Raw genomic sequence first — 23,496 nt, forward strand, 5'->3', positions numbered from 1 at the left:
AGGAGCACGGCGGCGTATCGTCGGCGCCGTGGCCATCCGGGAATCGCGCGAGGTGGTGATCGAAGCGCCCGCCGACGAGATCCTCTCGGTCATGCTCGATCTCGAATCGTTGCCGCAGTGGTCGCCGGCGCACCTGTCCTCGGAGATCCTCGAACGCGACGAACTCGGGCGGCCGTTGCGCAGCCGGGCGACGGTCAAGACCCCGGTCGGCGTCACCGACGAGGCGGTGATCGCGCTGACCTATCACCCGGACGGGTACAGCTGGACGCTCGTCAGCTCCACCTACCAGCGTTCCCAGGATGCGCGGTACACGCTGACCCCCGAGGGCAATTCGACCCGGGTGCGGTTCGAGGTGACCGTCGACCCGATGATGCCGATGCCGGGTTTCCTGTTGCGCCGCGCCGCCAAGGGCGTTCTGGACACCGCCACCCACGGGCTGCGCGAGCGGGTGCTCGAAGTGGGTGGTCGGGCGAACTGATCACTGCGCCCGCATCCGGTCGCTATGGTCCTCCCATGGCAACCAGCGACAAGCGTGAAGTGGTGATCGAAGCGACCCCCGAGGAGATCCTCGACGTGATCGCCGATGTGGAGTCGACACCGAGTTGGTCGTCGCAGTATCAGAGCGCGGAGATCCTCCAGACCTACGACGACGGCAGGCCGCGCCAGGTGCGGATGAAGGTGAAGTCCGCCGGTATCACCGACGAGCAGGTGATCGAATACACCTGGTCGGACACCAAGGTCAGCTGGACGCTGGTCAGCGCCGGCCAACTCAAGGCGCAGGACGCCTCGTACACCCTGACGCCCGACGGCGATGCGACCAAGGTCCGGTTCGACATCACCATCGATCTGTCGGTACCGCTGCCCGGCTTCGTGCTCAAGCGCGCGATGAAGGGTGCACTCGAGACGGCGACCGACGGTCTTCGCAAACAGGTTTTGAAGGTGAAGAAGAGTGGCACATAGCCACCCATGGCCATCACCGAATCCCGCGAGACCGTCATCGAAGCCACACCGGAGGAGATCCTCGAAGTGCTCTACGACCTCGAATCCCTGGTCGACTGGTCCTCGGCGCACCAGCAGGTCGAGATCCTCGAACGGGACGAGGAGGGCCGGCCCAAGCGGTCCAGGCAGGTGGTGAAGATCGTCGGCGTCAGCGACGAACAGGTGCTCGACTACACCGTCGAGGACGACGGCGTGAGCTGGACGCTGGTGAGCTCCAAACAGCAACGGGCACAGGACGGTCGATACACCTTGATTCCCGATGGTGCCAAGACCACGGTGCGCTTCGAGCTGACCGTCGACCCGACCGTGCCGCTGCCCGGCTTCCTGGTCAAGAAGGGCGCCAAGGGTCTGATGGAGACCGCCACCGACGGCCTGCGTAAGCGGGTGCTCGAGGTCAAGGGCGGCTGAGCGGCCCGATTCGGCGAAACCCCGCGGCGATCGGGGTTACCTTCGCTCTATGGCTGTCCGTGCGACGCGGGAGGTGGTGTTCGACGCACCACCCGAGGCGATCCTCGACGTCCTCGCCGACGTGGAGGCGATCCCCACGTGGTCGGCGCTCTACCGCAAGACGACGGTGCTCGACCGTTACCCCGACGGTCGGCCCCGCCGGGTGGAGGCCACCGTGCGGCTGATGGGTGTCACCGACACCGAGATCCTGGAATACCACTGGGGTCGGCACTGGGTGGTGTGGGACGCCGAGGAGACGTTCCAGCAGCGCGGGCAGCACGTCGAATACAACCTGACTCCCGAGGAAGACCGCACTCGGGTGCGCTTCGACGTCATCGTCGACCCGTCCGCGCCGTTACCCCGATTTCTGGTCAAACGCGCCAAGAAGATCGTGCTGAACTCGGCCACGGAACGACTGCGCGAGCGGGTGATGAGTTCGGTGCGCGCCGAGTAGAACGGAACAGACGGTGCGCGGCGTGGGTTGTCAGCCGGTATGCCCACCGGAATCGCCATCCATCCCGACGCGGCCGCCCGCAACGCCGTCGACGACGTCATCGACCAGGCCCGCGCGGCTCACGCGCTGGGCATCGAGCAGATCTGGTTGGCCCAGCGGGTCGACCTCGACGCGATCGCGCTGGCCGCCGTGGTCGGGGCCGCGGTGCCCGGCCTCGGCGTCGGCACCTCCGTCGTACCGATCAACCCGCGTCATCCACTTCTCGTCGCTTCCGCGGCGCAGACCGCCCAGGCCGCATCGCACGGCCGGTTCAGCCTCGGGCTGGGGCTGGGTTCGCACGAGCCGGAGCGAAAGGCGTTCGACGCCACCTGGGCCAACCCGGTAGGACGGCTGCGCGAACATCTCACGGTGCTGCGATCCATCTTCGACACCGGCGGTGTGGACTTTCACGGCGAATTCCTCGGCGCCGCGCCCCAGTGGCCGACCGCGGTCGCAGGCGGCACCCCGGTACCGATCTACGTCGCCGCGATGGGGGAGAAGGCGCTGGCGGCGAGTGGTGAACTCGCCGACGGCACGCTGCCCTACCTGGCCGGCCCCCGCACGATCTCCGAGTTCATCGAGCCGACCATCGCCCGCGCCGCGGCGGCGGCCGGCCGGCCCGCCCCGCGGATCATCGCGGTGGTACCGGTCCTGGTCACCGACGACCGCGATGCCGTCTTCGCCGAGGTGGCCGCCGAGCTGGCGTTCTACGAGACCATCCCGTCCTACCAGCGGGTGATCGCCCGGGAAAGAGTCGGCAGCGCAGCCGAACTCGCCGCGGTCGGATCAGCCGACGCGGTTATTCGGCAGGTGCGGCGCTACACCGAGGCCGGCGCGACCGACCTGGTGCTCACTCCCATCGGGCCGGTCGATGCGGCGGCGCGGGCCCGGCTGCGCGAGGTCGCCGCCGCGCTCTAACTCCGCAGCACCTGCAAACGCCGGATCGCCTCGTCGAGGGTGTCGTCGCGTTTGCAGAACGCGAAGCGGACCAGGTGGTTCCACTGGTCGATATGCGCGGAATCCGGATCGCAGAACGCCGACATCGGAATCGCCGCAACTCCGGCGCGTTCGGGCAGTTCCGCGCAGAAGGCGGTGCTGTCGCGGTAGCCGAGCGGACGCGGATCCGCGCACAGGAAGTAGGTGCCGGCGCTGGCGTGCACCGCGAAGCCGAGGTCGGTCAGCGCGGCGCTCAATCGGTTCCGCTTGTCCTCGTATGCATCGCGCAGCGCCGCCACCCAGTCGTCTTCGTGGTCGAGCGCCTCAGCCACCGCGGGCTGGAACGGCGCACCGCCCACATACGTCAGATACTGCTTGGCCGCCCGCACACCGGCGATGAGATCGACAGGGCCGCAGGCCCATCCGATCTTCCAGCCGGTGACGTTGAACATCTTGGCCGCACTCGAGATCGTCACGGTGCGGTCCGCCATGCCGGGGTAGCCCGCCAGGGGGAGGTGCCGGTGGCCGTCATAGACCAGGTGCTCGTACACCTCGTCGGTGATCACCAGCAGGTCCTCGGACACCGCCAGCTCGGCCAGCGCGGCGAGGTCGGCGTCGGAGGCCACCCAGCCGGTCGGGTTGTGCGGCGAGTTGACGATCAGCGCCCGGGTGCGCGGGCCGACGGCGCGGCGCAGCGCCTCGATGTCGATGCCGAACCCGCCGCCGTTCCGGGTGAGCGGCACCGCGGCGCGGTGGCACCCGGCCATGGCGATCACCGGCGAATAGGAATCGTAGAACGGTTCGATCAGCAGCACCTCGGAACCCGGTTCCACCAGGCCGAGCACCGACGCCGCGATCGCCTCCGTGGCGCCTGCGGTGACGAGCACCTCGGTGTCCGGGTCGTACGCCACACCGTATTTCCGTTCCCGTTGCGCGGCAATGGCTTTGCGCAGGGGTTCGATTCCGAGCCCCGGCGGGTACTGATTGACGCCCGCGGCGATGGAATCCTGGGCGACCTTCAACATCGCCGCCGGGCCGTCCTCGTCGGGGAACCCCTGACCGAGGTTGACCGCCCCGATCCGGGCGGCCAGAGCGGACATCTCCGCGAACACCGTCACCGCGTAGGGACGCAACCTCGACACCGTCACGCCCGCCGAGCCTAGCGGGGGCTCCGTCAGGCCGGGGGCACGACGTGGTTGCGGACGTGGTCGAACACCACCTCGGTGCGTACGCCGGCGACCTCGCGCCGGGTGGTGAGGGAGTCGAGCACGAAGTCCCGCAGCGCCTCGGTCGACGGCACCGCCACGTGGACCAGCAGATCCTCGGTGCCGGTGGTGACGAACACCTGCAACGTCTCCGGCAGGCGGACCACGAAGTCGCGGAAGCCCTGGACGATCTCGCGGGACTGAGGCCGCAACCGGACCGTCACCATCGCCTGCACCGGCCGACCCAGGCGGGCGGGGTCGGCCACATAGTGCACCCCGGTCAGCACCCCACGCTGGCGCAGGGCGCGGACCCGTTCCAGAGCCGTCGACGGCGCCACGCCGAGCTGAGCCGCCAGTTCCCGATTGCTGCGCCGGCCATCGGCCTGCAGAACGGCGAGGATCGCCGAATCAAGTTCGTCCATGACGCCTCCCTACCCCCGAATGCCGAACATAATTCGGCGGTCAGCCATGAACAACCGCCGAGTGGCTAATTTCGGGCTTCATGACCGATCAACGCACGCAATTCGACACCAAGATCGTTGTGGTGCTGCGCCACGACGTGCCCACCTGGCAGCAGCTCAACGCCACGGCTTTTCTCGCGAGCGGCGTCGCCACGACGGCCGTAGAGGCGATCGGCGAGCACTACGCCGATGCCGACGGTACGAAATACGCGCCGATGTTCGGCCAGCCCGTGATGGTCTACGCCGCCGACGCACCCCGCATGACGCGGACCCTCGACCGAGCCCTCTCCCGGGGGTTGATGCCGGCCGTCTTCACCGCGGACCTCTTCTCGACCGGCCATGACGCGGCCAACCGGGCGGCGGTCGCGTCGACGGCCCGTGCGAACCTCGATCTGGTGGGGCTGGCCGTCCGCGGTGAGCGCAAGACGGTCGACAAGGTCGTGGACGGGTTGCGGCTGTACAGCTGAACCGGCGCGCCGCTACCCGAAGTCGGGCGGGACCACGCGCAGTTTGGCGGCGATCCGAGTCATCGCCGCGAGGTCGGTCGCGGTGAGGCGGTCGAGGACGAGCTCGCGGACCGCACGCAGGTGGATCGGCGCGGCCTCGACCACGAGTCGGTATCCGGTATCGGTGAGCGTGGCCAGCGTGTAGCGGCCGTCGTCGGGATCGGCCGACCGCGTCACCCACCCGCGCTGTTCGAACCGCTTGACGACGTTGGACAGCCGAGACAGTGAACCGTTGGCCAGAAAGGCCAACTCGCTCATGCGGATTCGGCGATCCGGAGCTTCGGAGATGTGGCTGAGCGTCAGATACTCGAACAGCGTCAGATCCACCTCGCGAAGCGGTGCTTCGAGTTTGCCGGGCAGCAGGAGCATCAGCGACACGAAACCGGTCCAGGCGTCCTTCTCCTCGGCGGTCAGCCACTGCGGCCTGCGCCTGCCTGTCATTGCCATCACTTTACGCGTGAAGTCATATCATGTACGTTTACTTCATGCATGAAGTGAAATCAGATGTCGAGTTCTTCGTCACCCCCGGTTTCGGCGAGAAGGCGCTGCAGTCGTTGCACTACAGCCAGGCGGTGCGCATCGGCGACCGGGTGGAGATCTCCGGACAGGGCGGCTGGGATGACGACATCAACTTCCCCGAATCGCTGGCCGACGAGATCGTCCGGGCGTTCGACAACGTCGAGCGCACGCTGGCCACTGCGGGTGCGACGTGGCGCGACGTCGTCCACGTGAACTCGTATCACGTGGCGACGGAGGCGGACGCGATCGGCCGCGCCCACAACGACGTCATGGTCGAGCAGATGCGTCTGCGCATGCCCGAGCACGCGCCGATCTGGACCCAGACGGGCGTCACGGTGCTCGGGGCTCCGAAGATGCGTGTCGAGATCCGGGTGACGGCCATCCTGGGCGCGCACCTCGCGGGCGCCGGGAATGAAAACCGGGCGATCTGATGTCTATTGCCACGTGACCTTCAAATTCGACGGCGACGCCGCCCTGCTGAAACCCGTCCAGATCGGTGACACGGACGCGAAGAACCGCCTCTTCATGGCGCCGCTCACCCGGTCGCGGGCCCAGGCCGACGGCACCCCGTCGGATCTGGCCGTCGAGTACTACACCCAGCGGGCGGCCGCCGGACTGATCATCTCCGAGGCCACTGCGATCTCGCGCGAGGCCAACGGCGCCTATCTGAACACCCCGGGCATCTACACCGACCGGCATCAGCAGAAGTGGTCGGAGATCGCCTCGTCGGTGCACGCGGCGAACGGCCGGATGTTCGTGCAGCTGTGGCATGTCGGCCGGATGGGGCATCCGGACATCAGCGGAGTGGAGAACGTCGCACCGTCGGCGATCGCCGCGGACATGGTGACCCACACGCCGACCGGTAAGAAGCCGCTGCCGGTGCCGCGGGCGCTGGAGGTCTCCGAGATCCGCGACATCGTCGGCCAGTTCCGGGCCGCCGCCCGCCGGGCCGTCGACGCCGGGATGGACGGTGTGGAGATCCACGGTGCCAACGGCTACCTGCTGCACGAGTTCTCCTCCGACGTGGTCAACCAGCGCACCGACTCCTACGGCGGTTCGCCGGCCAATCGAGCGCGGTTGACCGCCGAGGTGGTCGAAGCCGTCGCCGAGGAGATCGGAGCCGGCCGCGTCGGCCTGCGGATCTCGCCCGGAAACACCGCGGGCGCGATGCAGGAGAACGACACGGTGTGCACCTATCAGGCGCTGCTGGACCGCATCGCTCCGCTGGGCTTGGCCTACCTGCACCTGTTGATCCACCCCGACGATCCGGCGTTCGGCGCCCTGCGCGGGGCGTGGCCCGGTGCGGTCGTGCTCAACACCGGCCGCGACCGCGACACCCGGTTCTGCGAACTCGAGGAACTGGCCGACTGGGGCGTCATCAGCGCTGCGGCGGTGGGACGGGCCTACCTGGCCAATCCCGACCTGATCGACCGGTTGGTGCTCGGCGCCGAGCTCAACGAACCCGACGTCGCCACGTTCTACGCGCCGGGGCCGCAGGGCTATGTCGATTACCCGACGCTGGATCAGCTCGAGCCGCAGAGCGCCTGACCCTTTCCTCCGCGAGCAGACGCAAAAGTCCCCCGAATCGCCGTGGTGAGGGAACTTCTGCGTCTGCTCGCCGGAAAAGGCGACCGCCCAACCATCTGGTTGGTTTAGGCTGTTACGCTCGGCCTCATGTCTGAAGAAGCCTTCATCTACGAGGCCATCCGTACGCCTCGCGGCAAGCAGAAGAACGGATCGCTGCACGAGGTCAAGCCGGTCAACTTGGTCGTGGGTCTGATCGACGAGATCCGCGCCCGCTATCCCGACCTCGACGAGAACATGATCAGCGACGTCATCCTCGGCGTCGTGTCCCCGGTGGGCGATCAGGGCGGCGACATCGCCCGTACCGCGGCGCTGGTGGCCAAGCTTCCCGAGACCACCGGCGGGTTCCAGCTCAACCGGTTCTGCGCCTCGGGACTCGAGGCCGTCAACACCGCCGCGCAGAAGGTCCGCTCCGGCTGGGACGACCTGGTGCTCGCCGGTGGCGTGGAGTCGATGAGCCGCGTTCCGATGGGCTCCGACGGCGGCGCCTGGGCCACCGACCCCGAGACCAACTACCGCGTCGGCTTCGTCCCACAGGGCATCGGCGCCGATCTGATCGCCACCATCGAGGGCTTCTCCCGCGAGGACGTCGACGCCTACGCGTTGCGCAGCCAGGAAAAGGCCGCCGCGGCATGGTCGGGCGGATACTTCGCCAAGTCCGTCGTCCCGGTCAAGGACCAGAACGGCCTGGTCATCCTCGACCATGACGAGCACATGCGCCCCGACACCACTCCCGAGGGCCTGGCCAAGCTACGCACCGCTTTCGACGGCGTCGGCGCCATGGGCGGCTTCGACGATGTGGCGCTGCAGAAGTACCACAACGTCGAGCGGATCAACCACGTCCACACCGGGGGCAACAGCTCCGGCATCGTCGACGGCGCCGCACTGGTGCTCGTCGGCAGTGAAAGCGCAGGGCGCGCAAACGGCCTCACCCCCCGCGCCCGCATCGTCGCGACCGCCACCTCCGGCGCCGACCCGGTCATCATGCTGACCGGGCCCACCCCGGCCACCAAGAAGGTGCTCGACCGGGCCGGGCTGACGGTCGACGACATCGACCTGTTCGAGCTGAACGAGGCGTTCGCCTCGGTGGTGCTGAAGTTCCAGAAGGATCTGAACATCCCGGACGAGAAGCTCAACGTCAACGGTGGCGCCATCGCGATGGGCCACCCGCTGGGCGCCACCGGCGCCATGATCACCGGAACCATGGTCGACGAGCTCGAGCGTCGCAATGCGCGGCGTGCGCTGGTCACGCTGTGCATCGGCGGCGGCATGGGCGTGGCGACCATCATCGAGCGAGTCTGAGGAAGAGCAATGGCAGAGAACACCATTCAGTGGGACAAGGACGACGACGGCATCGTCACCCTGACGCTGGACGATCCGACCGGTTCGGCCAACGTGATGAACGAGCACTACAAGGAATCCATGCACAACGCCGTGGAAAGACTTGCGGCAGAAGCGGATTCGATCACCGGTGTCGTCATCACCAGCGCGAAGAAGACCTTCTTCGCCGGTGGTGACCTCAAGGGCATGATGAACGTCGGGCCCGACGACGCCGCGGCCTCGTTCGCCGAGGTCGAGTCGATCAAGGCCGACCTGCGCAAGCTCGAGACCCTCGGCAAGCCGGTCGTCGCCGCCATCAACGGTGCCGCACTCGGCGGTGGCCTGGAGATCGCGCTGGCCTGCCACCACCGCATCGCCGCGGACGTCAAGGGTTCGGTCATCGGGCTGCCCGAGGTGACCCTGGGGCTGCTGCCCGGCGGTGGCGGCGTCACGCGCACCGTCCGGATGTTCGGCATCCAGAAGGCGTTCATGGAGATCCTCTCGCAGGGAACGCGTTTCAAGCCGGGCAAGGCCAAGGAGGCCGGCCTGGTCGACGAGTTGGTGGACAGCGTCGAGGATCTGGTCCCCGCCGCGAAGGCGTGGATCAAGGCCAATCCTGAGTCCCACACCCAGCCCTGGGATGCCAAGGGCTACAAGATGCCCGGCGGCACCCCGAGCAGCCCCGGACTGGCTAGCATCCTCCCGTCGTTCCCGGCGCTGCTCAAGAAGCAGCTCAAGGGCGCGCCGATGCCGGCGCCGCGGGCGATCCTCGACGCTGCGGTCGAGGGTGCGCAGGTCGACTTCGACACCGCGAGCCGCATCGAGAGCCGGTACTTCACCCAGTTGGTGACCGGTCAGGTGGCCAAGAACATGATCCAGGCGTTCTTCCTGGATCTGCAGGCGATCAACGCCGGCGGGTCCCGCCCGGACGGCATCGCCAAGCAGGAGATCCGCAAGATCGGTGTGCTCGGCGCCGGCATGATGGGCGCGGGCATCGCCTACGTCTCGGCCAAGGCCGGGTTCGACGTGGTGCTCAAGGACGTCTCGCAGGAAGCCGCCGACAAGGGCAAGGGTTACAGCGAGAAGCTGGAGGCGAAGGCGCTGGAGCGCGGCCGCACGACGCAGGAGCGCTCCGACGCGTTGCTGGCCCGCATCACCCCGACCGCCGATCCGCAGGATCTGGCAGGCGTCGACTTCGTGATCGAGGCCGTGTTCGAGAACCAGGAACTCAAGCACAAGGTGTTCCAGGAGATCGAGGACATCGTCGAGCCGAACGCGCTGCTCGGCTCGAACACCTCCACGTTGCCGATCACCGGTCTGGCGACCGGGGTGAAGCGCCAGGAGGACTTCATCGGCATCCACTTCTTCTCGCCGGTCGACAAGATGCCGCTGGTCGAGATCATCAAGGGTGAGAAGACCTCCGACGAGGCGCTGGCCCGGGTGTTCGACTACACGCTGGCGATCGGCAAGACCCCGATCGTGGTGAACGACAGTCGCGGTTTCTTCACCAGCCGTGTGATCGGCACCTTCGTCAACGAGGCGCTGGCCATGCTGGGTGAGGGCGTCGCCGCGGCGAGCATCGAGCAGGCCGGTTCGCAGGCCGGGTACCCGGCCCCGCCGCTGCAGCTGTCCGACGAGCTCAACCTCGAGCTGATGCACAAGATCGCGACCGCCACCCGCAAGGCGGTCGAGGAGACCGGTGCCACCTATGAGCCGCATCCCGCCGAGGCGGTCGTCGAGAAGATGATCGAGATCGAGCGGCCGTCGCGGCTGAAGGGCGCCGGTTTCTACGAGTACGTCGACGGCAAGCGCGCCGGTCTGTGGCCGGGGCTGGCCGACACCTTCGGGTCGGGCAAGACGGAGCTGCCCCTGCAGGACATGATCGACCGGATGCTGTTCGCCGAGGCGATCGAGACGCAGAAGTGCCTCGACGAGGGCGTGCTCATGACGACCGCCGACGCCAATATCGGCTCGATCATGGGTATCGGGTTCCCGCCCTACACCGGCGGTTCGGCACAGTTCATCGTCGGCTACGAGGGTCCGCACGGTGTCGGTAAGCAGGCGTTCGTGGCCCGAGCCCGCGAACTTGCCGAGCGTTACGGCGACCGGTTCACCCCGCCGGAGTCGCTGACGAAGTAACACCTGTCGCAAAGGCCCCCGAAACCACGGCGTTTCGGGGGCCTTCGCCGTTGATCGGACGGGTGTCGCGACGCCCTAGAAGGACCCGAGATCCGCCGACAGCCAATGCTGCGGGCGCAGGAAGATCGCCACGCTCGGGCCGTGCTCGCGCCGGGCCATCTCCAGATAGGGATCGACCGCCTCGGGTGGCAGATAGCGTCTGGTCAGTTCGACCAGCTCGTCGGTGCCGGGCTCGATCCGGTCGACCGGACCGTCGACCGTCACATAGCGCACCGTGGGCTCGACCCGGTCGACCATCAGCGTGACATACCCGGCTTCCTCGATCAGGCGATGTTTGCGGGACCCCTCTCCGGTGGTGAGCCACAGTTCGCCGCCGGGGTGGTACTGGTACCAGATCGGCACGGTGAGGGGACCGCGTCCGGAACCGGCGTGAACCGACAGCGCCGCGGTGTGCGGCTCGGCCAGGAACTGTTCGCGTTCGTCTTGTGACAGGGCCATGTCGGGGAGGGTAACGGCGCCTGCCGACAGTGTTCGTGACTCTGGTCGATTCGCCCCGCTCCGGGTCTACAGTCGGGTGTCATGCGCTTCGGACTGTTCATTCCGCAGGGCTGGCGGCTGGATCTGGTCGGCATCCCCACCGGACGACACTGGCAGGTCATGAGCGAGTTGGCTGCGCACGCAGACGACGCGGGGTGGGACTCGCTGTGGGTCTACGACCACTTCCACACCGTCCCGATGCCCACCGACGAGGCCACCCACGAGGCCTGGACGCTGATGGCGGCCTACGCGGCCACGACGTCGCGCATCAAGCTCGGCCAGATGTGCACGGCGATGAGCTACCGCAACCCGGTGTATCTGGCCAAGGTGGCCGCCACCGTCGACGTCATCTCCGGCGGCCGGGTGCAGATGGGCATCGGTGGCGGCTGGTACGAACACGAATGGCGGGCATACGGTTACGGCTTCCCCTCGGCGGGCGTACGGCTGGGCCGGCTCGACGAGGGTGTGCAGATCATGCGTGACGCCTGGCGCGACGGGCGGGTCAGCCACGACGGGAAGCACTATCAGGTCGACGGTGCCATCGTCGCTCCGAAACCGCTGCAGGACAAGGGGATACCGCTGTGGATCGCCGGTGGCGGTGAGAAGGTGACGCTGCGGATCGCCGCCAAGTACGCGCAGTACACGAATTTCACCTGCGAACCGGCAGGCTTCACCCGCAAGTCCGAGATCCTCGCCGGGCACTGCCGCGACGTCGGTACCGACTACGACGCGATCGTCCGGTCGGCCAACTTCAACGCCGTCATCGGGGAATCCGAGTCCGACGTCGCCGACCGGGTCAAACGGATCCGCGAGCGACAGACCGCCGTGGCCGATGCCGACGCCGTCAACGCCATGCTGTCCACCGCAACCGCGCCCGAAGCGGCCAGCGGCACGCCCGAGCAGGTGATCGAGAAGCTGCAGCGGATGCGCGACCTCGGATGCGAATACGCCATCCTGTACTTCCCGGAGGCCGCCTACGACCGGTCCGGTATCGAGCTGTTCGAGCAGCAGGTGATCCCCGCGCTGAGCTGAAAGACGCGGATCCTCGCGTAGTGCCGCCCTCGGACGGGAACAATCCGGGGATGGACACGATCTCACTGACCGCGCTGGCACGTGAACACCTGGAGAAGGCACGCACCTCGAACAGCGGCCGCAGCGCGCACACCGTGCACGGCGGCCACGAGCACTCGCTGCGTCAGACCCTCATCGCGTTGGCCGCCGAGCAGGATCTGCACGAGCACGAGGCGCCCGAAGAGGCGACGCTGCAGGTGCTTGACGGCCGGGTGCGCCTGGACGCGGGCGACACCAGCTGGGAGGGCGCGACCGGGGATCTCGTCGTCATCCCCGACGTCCGGCACAGCCTGCACGCGCTGCAGGACTCGGTGGTGCTGCTGACCGTGATGAACCGGCTGAGCGCCGGGTCCTAGGGGTTGCCCGTCGCGTCCAGCCGGGTCACCACCGGCGCGGACGGGGGCGGCAGCGGAGCAGGCGGCGGCGCGTCGAAGTAGCCGGGCGGCGGCGGCCCGTCGAGCGGGTAGTAGCCGGGCGGCAGGGGTGGCCCGCCGGGTGCGGTACCCGGCTCGGGCGCCAGCTTCGGCGTCGACGATTCCGGCGCCGTCAGCGAGGTGTAGCCGGGCGGCAGTGCGGGCGCGGGCCCGGCGCCGGGCGGTGGCGGAGCCGGCATCGGGAGCGCGCCGGGCGCTCCGGTCATGTTGTACGGGTCGCGGGCCACGTGCCAGGCGTCGCGGATCGAACCGAGGAAACCCCCGGACTGGCTCTGCCCGTATGCGGCGTTCGGGATCTGCGGCACGATGGGCATCCCGGCCGGCGGGGGCGCCGGCGGCGGCTCGGCGCCGTCAGCGACGACCACGACCGGCTGTCCGGGAGCCGGAGGTGCCGGGGGCGCCGCTGGATCGGCCGCGGCAAGGGCGGGCAGGGCCAGTGCGCCGAGCCCGGCGACGGCCCCGGCCAGTGCGAACCTGGCGGCGCCGACGCGCGTACGTGCTGTCATGAGTGACGAGGCTAGCGGCTGACCGGCGCTCGCGGGCTGTCGAGTGAAAGATCGCACGCCTGGTAATCGCCGCCGCCGCCGCTGATGTTGCACCGGGCCTGCTCAGCCGGCGACCGGGCCCGCCTGATAGTGCGCGAACCGCCAGCCCTTCGACGCCCTGACGGCGACCACGTCGACGGCGAGGTGAACCGTCGGCCGGTCGGGGTAGGAGAAGTCGGCGGCGACGTAACCCAGTGCGGCCTGCTCGCCGAGCGGTCGGGCCTCGAGGATCCGGTAGGCGACCGTCATCCCGGTGGGCGGCGACACGGTGCCCGCCAGCGCACCGATCAGATACCCGACGTAGTTGGCGGTCGCGAGATCGGCGGCAGTGTGCGCGGCCACTCCTGCGGGTGCGGTCATCAGCGGCAGGATCGACCAGCGTGCGGCGGAACGGTTCATGCGGCCAGGACCGGCATCCTCACAGCTGGGAGCGGCGGCCTCCCAGTGCCGCCGAACCCCCACCGACCTCGGCGAACTGATCAGATGGCGGGTCCGAGTAGATCGTCGGCGTCCTTGATGACGTATCCGTAGCCCTGTTCGGCGAGGAACCGCTGACGGTGCGCGGCGTATTCGGCGTCGAGGCTGTCACGCGACACCACCGAGTAGAACACCGCTCCGCCGCCGTCGGCCTTGGGCCGCAACAGCCGGCCGAGCCGCTGTGCCTCCTCCTGCCGAGAACCAAACGTTCCCGAAACCTGCACAGCCACAGACGCTTCGGGTAGATCGATGGAGAAGTTGGCCACCTTGGAAACCACCAGCGTCGAGATCTCGCCGCGCCGGAACTGATCGAACAGCACCTCGCGTTCGGCGTTCTTCGTCGACCCCTGGATCACCGGGGCGTCGAGCTCTTTGCCGAGCTCGTCGAGCTGGTCGAGGTAGGCGCCGATCACCAGTGTCTGCTCACCCTTGTGCTTCTCGAGGATCGACTTCACCACCGCGATCTTGGTGTGCGCGGTCGAGCACAGCTTGTAACGCTCATCGGGTTCTGCGGTCGCGTAGAGCATCCGTTCGTTGTCGGTCATCGTCACGCGGACCTCGATGCACTCGGCCGGGGCGATCCAGCCCTGTGCCTCGATGTCCTTCCACGGTGCGTCGTAGCGCTTCGGGCCGATGAGGCTGAACACGTCGCCCTCCCGGCCGTCCTCGCGGATCAACGTGGCCGTCAACCCGAGTCGACGCCGGGACTGTAGATCGGCGGTCATCCGGAACACCGGCGCGGGCAGTAGATGCACCTCGTCGTAGATGATCAGTCCCCAGTCGCGGCTGTCGAACAGCTCGAGGTGGCGGTATTCGCCTTTGGTGCGGCGGGTGATCACCTGGTAGGTCGCGATGGTGACCGGGCGGATCTCCTTGCGTTCCCCGGAGTACTCGCCGATCTCGTCTTCGGTCAGCGATGTGCGCGCGACCAGTTCGCGCTTCCACTGCCGACCCGCGACGGTGTTCGTGACCAGGATCAGCGTGGTGGCTCCGGCCTTGGCCATCGCCGCCGCACCCACCAGCGTCTTGCCGGCGCCACAGGGCAGTACGACGACGCCGGAGCCGCCCGCCCAGAAGGAGTCGGCGGCCATCTCCTGGTAGTCACGCAGCTGCCAGCCGTCCTGCTGCAGGTCGATCGCGTGCTTCTCGCCGTCGACGTAGCCCGCGAGATCTTCGGCGGGCCAGCCGATCTTGAGCAGCATCTGCTTGAGCCGGCCGCGTTCGCTCGGGTGCACCACCACCGTGTCGTCGTCGATGCGTGCGCCCAGCATCGGTGCGATCTTCTTGTTGCGCAGCACCTCTTCGAGCACCGCGCGGTCCAGGCTGATCAGTGACAACCCATGCGCGGGATGTTTGACCAACTGCAGGCGGCCGTAGCGGGCCATCGTGTCGACGATGTCGACCAGCAGCGGCTGAGGGACCGCGTACCGAGAGAAGTTCACCAGCGCATCGACGACCTGCTCGGCGTCGTGACCGGCCGCCCGCGCATTCCACAGCGCCAGCGGCGTGATGCGGTAGGTGTGCACGTGTTCGGGTGCACGCTCCAGTTCGGCGAACGGCGCGATCGCCGCACGTGCGGCACCGGCCTGTTCGTGGTCGACCTCGAGCAGCACCGTCTTGTCGGACTGCACGATCAAAGGACCGTCGGTCATGTATCTCCCCTGGATCCGCTGGAGCTCGTCCGCTCCATTATTCGCTCTCGGTCGCCACCACCGAGGTCACGCGGTGGATGGCGAATTCGCGGACCCGGCCGGACGCCGGATCGTAGGCCGTCAGTTGTCCACCGCGGACGTTGACGGGTGCCACCACTCGCTGGGTCGCGACGCCCGCGGGGTCCACATAGCCGATGACCACCGAGGTCTGCCGCTGGGCCGCTTCCTGTAACTGCGTTATCGCAACGCCGGGATCGAGCCGCATGTTCCCGGTCGGCGCGGCGGCGACCTTGCGCAGCACCGCGACGATGGCGCCCAGCGTCTGGGCGGTCGGGGTGGGCGCGGGACGGAAGACGCGTCGGCGGGCCTGCGCCGGCACCCGGGAGCCGCGGGCGCGGATGTCGACGATGGTGCCCGAGGCGTCCTCCGCGGCCGGTGCGAAACCCGCGACACGCAGCCCGGCCAGCACGTCGGCGATCGGCGCCTGCGACACCGCCACCGTCGGCGCCAGCAGCCGCATCTCCAGAGCTTCGGTCGCCGGGGCCACCACGGCCTGCGCCAGCAGCGCGGCGTCCTCGCAGCGCACGAACGACGACGCCATACCGACGCGGAGTTGGCCGTGCCGGCGGGCCACGTCGTCGATGAGATACGTCAGACCCTGCGGTACCGGGGTCCTGGAGTGCCGCTCGAAGAACGCGTGCAGTTCGCTGGCGGTCTTGCCGGTGTCCAGAGCTCGCCGGATCGATGCCTCACCGACGCGGTAGACCATGGCCGCACCCGCCGATTCCACCGTCGCCACCGCGGCCAGCCGCTCGGCCAACTCGCGCTCCAGCGGACCGGGCACCACGACCGTCAGATCCGCCTGCAGCAGGAAGTGGTCGATCGGTGCGGGCAGCACTTTGGTCATGGCGGCGACGACGTCGTCGACCGGATCACCGGCCAGCATTGCGCGCGCGGGGGCGGCCAGCGCGCCGCGTCCCAGCAGTCCGACCGCATGCGCCTCGTCCAGCAGCCCAGCCACCGGTTGCGGTTGCAGGCGTACCGACCAGCGTGGCCGACGCCAGATCATCGCCTGCGAGGCCGAAGCTGCGTCGACGCCACCGCCGGGCGGCAGCTCGGCCAGCACCGTCAGCAACAGACGCCGATCCAGCGGCGCGGCCGTGGAGTAGAGCGAATCAGACAGCGCCGCATAGGGTTTGCCGTCCGGCCCGCGCTGCCCGATGAGGCCCGGCCGACCGGGCAGGTCAAGCCACGTGGAGGCCAGCAGGTGCCAGCGCGCCGCGGCCGGGGATTCGATGAAGCGGTCGGCGGCCACCGTCGGGGCCCAGTACGGGCCCGATCCGTCGCCTGGATCCGGCTCCGGCATCCCGGCGGCGATGAGTCCCGCCGCCGCGGCCACCTCGAGGATCAGCCCCAGCCGGACGTCCTCGATGCCGGTGCTCTTCGTCAGCCTCTTCACGTCGCGTATGCCGAGCCCGCCGCTGCGCAGTTCGGGTACGGGGGCGGCCGACAACGTCTCGATCAGCATGTCGGTCTCGCGCAGCAGATCGATCGCGGCGCCGGCGGCCACGGCGTCGACGTCGGCGGCCTTGGTGGTCGACACGACGGGGTCGGGCGGGGTGAGATCGGACGGACCGGGCGCCTCGCCGCGCAGCACCTGGGCGACGAGTCTGGGCAGGATCACGGTGTCGGTGTCGACCTGGCGCAGCAGGCCTGCGGCCAGCAGGCGCTGGACGGGACGATCCGGCGGGGTACCCGGTGCCGCATCGCGGGTGCGGCCGACCGGCGATCCCTCGCGCAATCGGTCGAGCAGTTCGCGCTGGGCGGGGTCCAGATCCGCCAACCGGGCTGCCAGGTCGGCCGCGGACAGGTCGGCCGACTCGACCACCGCCTGGCCGGGATACCACGGCAGGCCCGTCGCGGCCTCGGCGGCGACGCGGATCGGGTCGTCGCCCCACACCAGCGCGCGGGCACGCAGATCGTCGATCGCGGCGTCGAGAACCGGGACGGTTGCGCGCGGCCCGATGAGTTCGACGAGCTTGGCGACGGGGACCGCCGCGGTGTCGGCCTGCAGGACCAGCAGGGCATCGAGGACGGCCAATCGCAGGAAGTCCAGCTCGTCGGTGGCCGCCTTGACCGACTGTCGCGAGGTGGCGCGGGCGGCCAGCGCGGCGATGCTGCCCGGCGGCGGCTGGGTGAGGTCGGGTCGCAACTCCAGCAGCCGGATCAGCCGCTCATCGGGCAGCTGTGCCAGCCAGGCGCCCAGTGGGACGCCCGAGTTCCCCGGGGTCGCTTCGCTCCTGCCCGCCGGCGGAGAGTGTCGAGTCATTGCTGACCAGCGTAAAGCAGCTGCCGACCTCGCCAGCGGGTGCGGCGTTTGCCACAATGAGGACGTGGCTGACAAGAAATCGAAGAAGCACTACGTCGACAACGGGTGGCCGGTCCACCTCGAGGGGGACGAGCACGCCGTGAGCGAACTCGCCGCCGACCGCACCGGCGCGCTGTCACCCTTCGGTGATGTCACCTTCCCGCTGCCCGCCGACGAGGTGCCCTACGTGCACCCCGTCACCGTCGTCAACAAATAGGTGAGCGTCCGGCCTGACCGGCTTTCGCACGTCGACGAGTCAGGCGCGGCGCATATGGTCGACGTCGGCGCCAAGGCGGCGACCAGGCGGGTGGCCGTGGCCGAGGGCACGGTGCACACCCGCCCGGACGTCGTGGCGCTCATCGCGTCCGGCGGCCTGCCGAAGGGTGACGCACTGGCCACCGCGCGAATCGCCGGCATCATGGCCGCCAAGAAGACCAGCGATCTCGTGCCGCTATGTCACCAGCTGGCACTGACCGGCGTCGACGTCGACTTCGCGATCGGCGAGGGGCATATCGGCGTGACGGCCACCGTGCGCACCACCGATCGGACCGGGGTGGAGATGGAAGCATTGACGGCGGTGAGCGTCGCCGCCCTGACGGTCTACGACATGATCAAGGCCGTCGATCCGGCGGCCCGCATCGACGGCATCGCCGTGGTGCGGAAAGAAGGCGGTAAGACCGGCACCTGGACCCGGCCATGACCACCAGGACCGGCCGGGTCATCATCGCGTCCACCCGTGCCGCGGCGGGGGTCTACGAGGACCGCACCGGTCCGATCATCGTGGACTGGCTCAACGCCCGGGGTGTGCAGACCCCACCCCCGGCGGTCGTGCCCGACGGACTGGGTGTCAACCGCGCGCTCTTCGAAGCCGTCACTGAGCAGGTCAGCGTCATCATCACCTCGGGCGGCACGGGCATCTCGCCGACCGATGGCACCGCCGATGCCACCGCCAACATCGTCGACTACCAGATCCCGGGTCTGGCCGACGCGATCCGGCGGGCCGGGGAGGCCAAGGTGCCGACGTCGGTGCTCTCACGCGGCATCTGCGGCGTTCGCGACCGCACCCTGATCGTCAACCTGCCCGGTTCGCCGGGCGGCGTGAAGGACGGGCTGTCCGTGCTGGCCGACGTTCTCGATCACGCGCTGGATCAACTGGTCGGAAAGGACCATCCGCGATGACTGTCCGCGTGCTCCGCGCCGACGTGACCGAACATCCGATCGACACGGCCGAGCACGAGCGACTGGTCGCCACCGAGTCAGCGGGTGCGGTGGTGAGCTTCGCCGGTGTCGTCCGTGACCACGACGGCGGACGCGACGTCAACCGGCTCGAATACTCCGCGCATCCGAGCGCCGGGCAGATCCTCGCCGAGGTCGTCGCCGACATCGCCGCCGGTGCCGATGGGGTGCGGGCCATCGCGGTCAGTCACCGCGTCGGACCCCTACAGATAGGCGACGCCGCCCTGGTGGCCGCTGTGGCAGCGGACCATCGCAGGGCGGCGTTCGACACCTGTGCCCGGCTCGTCGACGCCGTCAAGGACCGGCTTCCGGTGTGGAAGCACCAGTTCTTCGGCGACGGCTCCGACGAGTGGGTGAACTCGGCCTGAACTCAGGCCGGCGGCAGCACCGGAGCGCCCGGCAGCGGCGCGGGGGCCGGAGCCGGAACCGGAGCGGCCAGCGGAGCCGGAGCCGGGGCGGCCAGCGGCGCCGGAGCCGGGGCATTCGGCACCGGCAGGTTCGGCGGCGGGCCGCCCGGGGTGTCCGGCGTGGTCAGCGGCCGCTGTGCGAGGGCCAACAGCGCATCCTTGCCCGAGATGTCCTGGGTCTGGATGGCCTGCCAGAGCTCGCGCAGATAGGTCGCGTTCGGGCCCTGACCGGGGACCTGCGCCCGATCGGTCGTGGTCCCCGGCGGCGGGTTCTCCGGACTGACCAGATGCGGCATCTCGGCCGGCACGGGGGGCAGCGCCGGAATCTGGCCGGACACGGCCTGATTGGCGGCGGCGTACGCCGGAGCCGGGATGTCGACCGCGCCCAGCGGGTTGGGAGCCGGAGCGGCCACCGGGGCCGCCGCGGGCACCGGCGGCGCGGGTGCGGGTGCCGGCGGCGCGGGCACCGGAGCCGGCGGCTCAGGCAGCGGCGGAGCCGGCTGCGCAGGTGCCGGGGCCACGGGCAGCGACCACATCTGCGGATGGTCGGCCGGTGCCTCGGCCTCGTCCCAGGAGATCGCCGATACGGTCTGCGCCTCGACCGGCGGCGGCGCCGGAACGACGGGCGGGATCGGAACGCCGTTGAGCGAGTTGCCCGGCGGAGGCGGCGGAGGCAGCTCGACCGCCGGGGGCAGCGGAGCGCCGACCGGGGCCGGTGCCGGGGCGGCCCACGCGGCGGGGTCAGCCGGGGCGGCCGCAGCATCGAACGGTGCCGGTGCCGGTGCCGGTGCCGGGGCGGGCGGAGGCGGCGGGGGCAGCTCAGCGGGCGGCGGAACGGGGGCCGGCGGCAGGGCCTCGGGGGCCGGGGCGGGCGGCAGGGCCTCGGGAGCCGGCGGCAGCGCCTCGGGGGCGGGGGCCGGTGCGGCCATGGCGTCGAATGGCGCAGGTGCCGGCGGGGGCGGCGGCGCGAACGGGTTGAACGGCGCCGGCAGCGGGGGCAGCACATTGTTCAGCGGGGCGGGCTCGTCGACGACGTTGCGCGGTGTTGCACCGGACAGCGGGCCACCGCAGCTGGGCCATGCCCCCTTGCCCTGGTTGGCCAGGACGCGCTCGGCGACCGCGATCTGCTCTTCCTTGGTCGCCATGAACGCGGTCGGGGCGTATTCGCCGCCGCCGTTACCCGACCAGGTACTCGGCGAGAACTGCAGGCCGCCGTGATATCCGTTGCCGGTGTTGATGGCCCAGTTGCCACCGGACTCGCAGGCCGCGACCTGGTCCCATTCACCGTCGGTGGCGGCTCCCGCATGCCCGGCGAGGGCGATGCTCCCACCACCGATGACGGCGCCCGTGAAGGCGATCTTGGCGACGCTGACAGATGACGTAGTGGGTTTGCGGTGCCGTCCACTCATAAGTGCGATTGGTCCTCTCGTTCGAGCGCCCGCGAGGTCAGCTGTCGGGTTCGGGTAGGAGAGGTCACCCGGCCTCGGTCGGTTTCCCGACGTTCGGCTTCACCCCAAGGGGCCGTAGCCCCAGGTCCTTAACAACTCGGTGGACCGGTGGGTCCCCCGCCTCCATCCAGGTGGTTCGTGGTGGTGCCCCGCTGGCGATGGATGGAGCTCGGCGCTATCGGGCGGGACGGGCCGGTCGATTAGGGTCGGCTGGCCTGGGACTGAACGGTAACCGCTGTCCGCGTACCCGTCACCTCGTGTCGACCTCGGCGTTTTCGGCGAGAGCAAATATTAAAGGGTTTCTAAACCCGCAGGTTGGTTTCGCGTTTTCCCAGGAGTTGTGTGACTGTTGGTGCCCGATAGCCAGCTTGTGATCAAACCGTGATGTGACGCAAATCACGGTTACCCGCCGGCGAACGGCGGAAGGACATCGAGGGTTTGCGCGTTGCGCAGCGCCGTCTCGCGATCCCGCACCGCCACCTCGTCGCACAGAAACGAGCAGCGGGCCAGCACCCGCGCCAGGTCCGGTGTCCGATCGGCCAGCTGATCGATCACCTGGGCGACAGTGGTGCCCGCCGGCAACTCCAGCTCCTCGCTGTCGGTCCCCGCTGCGGCGCGTGCGGCCGCGAAGAATCGGACGGTCACCCGCACCGTCGTCGTGCTCGTCATGCTCAGCCGCCGATCGCGCTCATCGGCCGCGCCGGCTGCTCGAAATCAGGATCGTTGATTCCGTGCCCCGCAGCCTTGGACCACGTCGCCACACGCCAGGCGTGCTCGACCGCGTCGTCGTCGGCACCGTCGCGCAGCAGGGCGCGTAGATCGCTCTCCTCGCGCGCGAACAGGCAGTTGCGCACCTGGCCGTCGGCAGTGAGGCGGGTGCGGTCGCAGGCCGCACAGAACGCCTGCGACACCGAGGCGATCACGCCGACTGTCGCGGTGCTTCCGTCGACACGCCACAGCTGCGCCGGCGCCGACCCGCGGGGAGCGGGGTCCTGGGTGAGCGTGAAGTGAGCGCGCAACGCGGCCAGGATGTCGGCGGCCACGAGTGAGCGCCCGGGCTGCCACTGATGCTCGGCGTCGAGCGGCATCTGCTCGATGATCCGCAACTGGTATCCGTTGGCGAGGCAGAACCGCAGCAGGGACACCGCATCGTCCAACCCGGTGTCCGGGTCGAGGACGGCGTTGACCTTCACCGGCGTCAGGCCGGCCGCGGCGGCGGCCGCCAGACCGGCGAGCACATCGTCGAGGCGGTCGCGCCGGGTGATGCGGGCGAAACGGGCGGAGTCGACGGTGTCCAGCGAGATGTTGACCCGGTCCAGCCCCGCCGCCCGCAGCGCGTCGGCGCGGTTGGCCAGCGCGATGCCGTTGGTGGTCATCGCGATCTCGGGCCGAGGGCGCAACGCGGCCGTCGCCGCCACGACGTCTTCGAGCCGGCGGACCACCAGCGGTTCCCCGCCGGTGAAGCGCACGCTGGTGATCCCGAGCCGGGTCACCGCGATGCGCAGCAACCGGACCAGTTCGTCGTGGCGTAACAGTTGTTCGGCGGGCAGCCAGTCCAGACCGTCGGCGGGCATGCAGTAGGTACAGCGCAGATTGCAGCGGTCGGTCAGCGACACCCGCAGGTCGGTCGCGGCCCGGCCGAAGGTGTCGACCAGGGGGCCGGTGGTGGGCATCCCCGCGGTGCTCGACGCTGCGGGACGCTTGACCGTCGGTAGGCCGAGCGAGGTGACGGTCATGCGGCCGTCCGCACGGGATATTGCGCCGGTCCGTCGACCGGGACGATGTCCTTGCCGAGCGGGAGCAGCGAGACGGGGATGAGCTTGAGGTTGGCCAGCGCCAACGGGATGCCGATGATCGTCACGGCCATCGCCGCCGCGGTGACGATGTGGCCGATCGCCAGCCAGATACCGAACAACAGGATCCAGATGACATTGCCGATCAGCGCGCCGGGACGGGCGCCGGGCTTGTCGACGACGGTGCGCCCGAACGGCCACAGCGCGTAGGCGGCGATCCGGAATGCGGCGAAGCCGAAGGGGATGGTGATGATCAGGACGAAGCACAGCACACCGGCCAGCGCGTAGCCCAAAGCAAGCCACAGGCCACCGAAGATCAACCAGATGATGTTCAGTAGCAGTCGCATCGTCCCTCCAGCGGTCCGCCCAGCCTACCGATAACACAGGTGCTGTCACGGGCGCGGTCCGAGTAGACTCTGGCTCGTCGCGTCCCGGCGCAAGCGGGACGCTTTCTGATGTTGGCGAGCAGACGAGCGGGTGAAGACAGTGCCGACCGGCAAGGTGAAGTGGTACGACGCCGAGAAGGGCTTCGGCTTTCTGTCCCAGGAGGAGGGGGAGGACGTCTACGTCCGCTCCTCCGCGTTGCCCGCAGGTGTCGAGGGCCTCAAGGCCGGTCAGCGTGTCGAGTTCGGTGTCGCCGCGGGTCGTCGAGGTCCGCAGGCGCTGAGCCTCAAGCTGATCGATCCGCCGCCGAGTCTGTCCAAGACCCGGCGCGAGGCCGAACGCCCCGAGCACAAGCACACCCCCGACGAGCTGCACGGCATGATCGGCGACCTCATCACCCTGTTGGAGAGCGCCATCCAGCCGGATCTGCAGAAGGGTCGCTACCCCGACCGCAAGGTCGCGCGCCGCGTGTCGGAGGTCGTCAAGGCCGTCGCACGCGAACTCGACGCCTGACGGTCCGCCCGGCAGCGTCCTC

General features: G+C 69.2%; 29 protein-coding genes and 1 riboswitch. Of the genes, 17 read left to right on the top strand and 12 right to left on the bottom strand.

Features of this window, described 5'->3' with window-relative positions:
• The first annotated feature begins 28 nt into the window (after positions 1-28).
• Genes ACN27E_RS22145 through ACN27E_RS22165 form a run of 5 tightly spaced genes read left to right on the top strand, consistent with a single transcriptional unit; the run spans position 29 to position 2,857 of the window.
• Complete coding sequence (locus tag ACN27E_RS22145) at positions 29-478, top strand: SRPBCC family protein (RefSeq protein WP_422744725.1); 450 nt, start codon at positions 29-31, stop codon at positions 476-478.
• A gap of 35 nt (positions 479-513) precedes the next feature.
• Positions 514-960: an SRPBCC family protein gene (locus tag ACN27E_RS22150; protein WP_422744727.1), complete on the top strand. Its 447-nt coding sequence runs from the start codon at positions 514-516 to the stop codon at positions 958-960.
• A gap of 6 nt (positions 961-966) precedes the next feature.
• Positions 967-1,407: an SRPBCC family protein gene (locus ACN27E_RS22155; protein WP_422744728.1), complete on the top strand. Its 441-nt coding sequence runs from the start codon at positions 967-969 to the stop codon at positions 1,405-1,407.
• Between the two features lie 49 nt (positions 1,408-1,456).
• Positions 1,457-1,900: an SRPBCC family protein gene (locus tag ACN27E_RS22160; protein ID WP_422744730.1), complete on the top strand. Its 444-nt coding sequence runs from the start codon at positions 1,457-1,459 to the stop codon at positions 1,898-1,900.
• A gap of 39 nt (positions 1,901-1,939) precedes the next feature.
• On the top strand, positions 1,940-2,857 hold the full coding sequence (locus tag ACN27E_RS22165; protein WP_422744732.1) for a TIGR03564 family F420-dependent LLM class oxidoreductase: 918 nt from the start codon (positions 1,940-1,942) through the stop codon (positions 2,855-2,857).
• Here ACN27E_RS22165 and ACN27E_RS22170 read toward each other — a convergent pair.
• On the bottom strand, positions 2,854-4,023 hold the full coding sequence (locus ACN27E_RS22170; protein WP_422744733.1) for a pyridoxal phosphate-dependent aminotransferase: 1,170 nt from the start codon (positions 4,021-4,023) through the stop codon (positions 2,854-2,856). The two genes, ACN27E_RS22165 and ACN27E_RS22170, sit on opposite strands and share 4 nt — an antisense overlap.
• Before the next feature lie 26 nt (positions 4,024-4,049).
• The gene (locus ACN27E_RS22175; RefSeq protein ID WP_422744735.1) at positions 4,050-4,502 is read right to left on the bottom strand and encodes an Lrp/AsnC family transcriptional regulator; all 453 of its coding nucleotides are present in this window, start codon (positions 4,500-4,502) and stop codon (positions 4,050-4,052) included.
• 80 nt (positions 4,503-4,582) lie between these two features.
• Here ACN27E_RS22175 and ACN27E_RS22180 point away from each other — a divergent pair, with 80 nt between their 5' ends.
• Complete coding sequence (locus ACN27E_RS22180) at positions 4,583-5,008, top strand: DUF2000 family protein (protein ID WP_422744736.1); 426 nt, start codon at positions 4,583-4,585, stop codon at positions 5,006-5,008.
• Positions 5,009-5,020: 12 nt separating this feature from the next.
• Here the strand turns inward: ACN27E_RS22180 and ACN27E_RS22185 are convergent, their stop codons facing one another.
• Positions 5,021-5,488, bottom strand: coding sequence for a MarR family winged helix-turn-helix transcriptional regulator (locus ACN27E_RS22185; RefSeq protein ID WP_422744737.1), 468 nt, complete (start codon positions 5,486-5,488; stop codon positions 5,021-5,023).
• Positions 5,489-5,532: 44 nt separating this feature from the next.
• Between ACN27E_RS22185 and ACN27E_RS22190 the strand changes: the two genes are divergently transcribed.
• The 4 genes from ACN27E_RS22190 (at position 5,533) to ACN27E_RS22205 (ending at position 10,609) form a co-directional block, all read left to right on the top strand.
• On the top strand, positions 5,533-5,997 hold the full coding sequence (locus ACN27E_RS22190; RefSeq protein WP_422744739.1) for a RidA family protein: 465 nt from the start codon (positions 5,533-5,535) through the stop codon (positions 5,995-5,997).
• A gap of 13 nt (positions 5,998-6,010) precedes the next feature.
• Complete coding sequence (locus ACN27E_RS22195) at positions 6,011-7,114, top strand: alkene reductase (protein WP_422744741.1); 1,104 nt, start codon at positions 6,011-6,013, stop codon at positions 7,112-7,114.
• A gap of 126 nt (positions 7,115-7,240) precedes the next feature.
• A complete protein-coding gene (locus tag ACN27E_RS22200) occupies positions 7,241-8,452 on the top strand; it encodes an acetyl-CoA C-acetyltransferase (RefSeq protein WP_422744743.1) in 1,212 nt (403 codons plus the stop codon).
• 9 nt (positions 8,453-8,461) lie between these two features.
• A complete protein-coding gene (locus tag ACN27E_RS22205; protein WP_422744745.1) occupies positions 8,462-10,609 on the top strand; it encodes a 3-hydroxyacyl-CoA dehydrogenase NAD-binding domain-containing protein in 2,148 nt (715 codons plus the stop codon).
• 75 nt (positions 10,610-10,684) lie between these two features.
• On the opposite strand, the gene ACN27E_RS22210 is transcribed toward ACN27E_RS22205, so the two are convergent.
• The gene (locus ACN27E_RS22210) at positions 10,685-11,107 is read right to left on the bottom strand and encodes a pyridoxamine 5'-phosphate oxidase family protein (RefSeq protein WP_422744747.1); all 423 of its coding nucleotides are present in this window, start codon (positions 11,105-11,107) and stop codon (positions 10,685-10,687) included.
• Between the two features lie 81 nt (positions 11,108-11,188).
• Here ACN27E_RS22210 and ACN27E_RS22215 point away from each other — a divergent pair, with 81 nt between their 5' ends.
• Positions 11,189-12,178, top strand: coding sequence for an LLM class F420-dependent oxidoreductase (locus tag ACN27E_RS22215; protein WP_422744749.1), 990 nt, complete (start codon positions 11,189-11,191; stop codon positions 12,176-12,178).
• Between the two features lie 50 nt (positions 12,179-12,228).
• Positions 12,229-12,573: a cupin domain-containing protein gene (locus ACN27E_RS22220; RefSeq protein ID WP_422744751.1), complete on the top strand. Its 345-nt coding sequence runs from the start codon at positions 12,229-12,231 to the stop codon at positions 12,571-12,573.
• Here ACN27E_RS22220 and ACN27E_RS22225 read toward each other — a convergent pair.
• The 4 genes from ACN27E_RS22225 to ACN27E_RS22240 form a co-directional block, all read right to left on the bottom strand.
• Entirely contained in the window at positions 12,570-13,157 is a 588-nt protein-coding gene (locus tag ACN27E_RS22225) for a hypothetical protein (protein ID WP_422744753.1), read from the bottom strand. The two genes, ACN27E_RS22220 and ACN27E_RS22225, sit on opposite strands and share 4 nt — an antisense overlap.
• Before the next feature lie 102 nt (positions 13,158-13,259).
• Entirely contained in the window at positions 13,260-13,595 is a 336-nt protein-coding gene (locus ACN27E_RS22230; RefSeq protein WP_422744755.1) for a hypothetical protein, read from the bottom strand.
• An 80-nt stretch (positions 13,596-13,675) separates the two neighbouring features.
• On the bottom strand, positions 13,676-15,325 hold the full coding sequence (locus ACN27E_RS22235; protein ID WP_422744758.1) for a DNA repair helicase XPB: 1,650 nt from the start codon (positions 15,323-15,325) through the stop codon (positions 13,676-13,678).
• Positions 15,326-15,362: 37 nt separating this feature from the next.
• On the bottom strand, positions 15,363-17,654 hold the full coding sequence (locus tag ACN27E_RS22240; RefSeq protein WP_422744760.1) for a helicase-associated domain-containing protein: 2,292 nt from the start codon (positions 17,652-17,654) through the stop codon (positions 15,363-15,365).
• A 64-nt stretch (positions 17,655-17,718) separates the two neighbouring features.
• Here ACN27E_RS22240 and ACN27E_RS22245 point away from each other — a divergent pair, with 64 nt between their 5' ends.
• From ACN27E_RS22245 to ACN27E_RS22260, 4 genes are read left to right on the top strand one after another with little or no spacing between them, the layout of a single operon-like run.
• The gene (locus ACN27E_RS22245; RefSeq protein ID WP_422744762.1) at positions 17,719-17,910 is read left to right on the top strand and encodes a hypothetical protein; all 192 of its coding nucleotides are present in this window, start codon (positions 17,719-17,721) and stop codon (positions 17,908-17,910) included.
• Positions 17,911-18,393: a cyclic pyranopterin monophosphate synthase MoaC gene (moaC, locus tag ACN27E_RS22250; RefSeq protein WP_422744763.1), complete on the top strand. Its 483-nt coding sequence runs from the start codon at positions 17,911-17,913 to the stop codon at positions 18,391-18,393.
• The gene (locus ACN27E_RS22255) at positions 18,390-18,872 is read left to right on the top strand and encodes a MogA/MoaB family molybdenum cofactor biosynthesis protein (protein WP_422744765.1); all 483 of its coding nucleotides are present in this window, start codon (positions 18,390-18,392) and stop codon (positions 18,870-18,872) included. Before moaC ends, ACN27E_RS22255 begins: the two co-directional genes overlap by 4 nt.
• Positions 18,869-19,297, top strand: coding sequence for a molybdenum cofactor biosynthesis protein MoaE (locus ACN27E_RS22260; protein ID WP_422744767.1), 429 nt, complete (start codon positions 18,869-18,871; stop codon positions 19,295-19,297). Before ACN27E_RS22255 ends, ACN27E_RS22260 begins: the two co-directional genes overlap by 4 nt.
• A 2-nt stretch (positions 19,298-19,299) precedes the next feature.
• Here the strand turns inward: ACN27E_RS22260 and ACN27E_RS22265 are convergent, their stop codons facing one another.
• From ACN27E_RS22265 to ACN27E_RS22280, 4 genes are all read right to left on the bottom strand, one after another.
• Entirely contained in the window at positions 19,300-20,745 is a 1,446-nt protein-coding gene (locus ACN27E_RS22265) for a transglycosylase family protein (RefSeq protein WP_422744769.1), read from the bottom strand.
• Between the two features lie 11 nt (positions 20,746-20,756).
• A riboswitch (cyclic di-AMP (ydaO/yuaA leader) is annotated at positions 20,757-20,928 on the bottom strand.
• Between the two features lie 258 nt (positions 20,929-21,186).
• A complete protein-coding gene (locus ACN27E_RS22270; protein WP_422744771.1) occupies positions 21,187-21,453 on the bottom strand; it encodes a MoaD/ThiS family protein in 267 nt (88 codons plus the stop codon).
• A 2-nt stretch (positions 21,454-21,455) separates the two neighbouring features.
• The gene (moaA, locus tag ACN27E_RS22275; protein WP_422744773.1) at positions 21,456-22,520 is read right to left on the bottom strand and encodes a GTP 3',8-cyclase MoaA; all 1,065 of its coding nucleotides are present in this window, start codon (positions 22,518-22,520) and stop codon (positions 21,456-21,458) included.
• On the bottom strand, positions 22,517-22,924 hold the full coding sequence (locus ACN27E_RS22280; protein ID WP_422744774.1) for a YccF domain-containing protein: 408 nt from the start codon (positions 22,922-22,924) through the stop codon (positions 22,517-22,519). The genes moaA and ACN27E_RS22280 overlap by 4 nt, the downstream gene beginning before the upstream one ends.
• Before the next feature lie 139 nt (positions 22,925-23,063).
• Here ACN27E_RS22280 and ACN27E_RS22285 point away from each other — a divergent pair, with 139 nt between their 5' ends.
• Entirely contained in the window at positions 23,064-23,474 is a 411-nt protein-coding gene (locus ACN27E_RS22285) for a cold-shock protein (protein WP_422750060.1), read from the top strand.
• The last annotated feature ends 22 nt before the right edge of the window (positions 23,475-23,496 follow it).

The sequence above is a fragment of the Mycobacterium sp. WMMD1722 genome (assembly GCF_049315205.1).
GTDB lineage: Bacteria > Actinomycetota > Actinomycetes > Mycobacteriales > Mycobacteriaceae > Mycobacterium.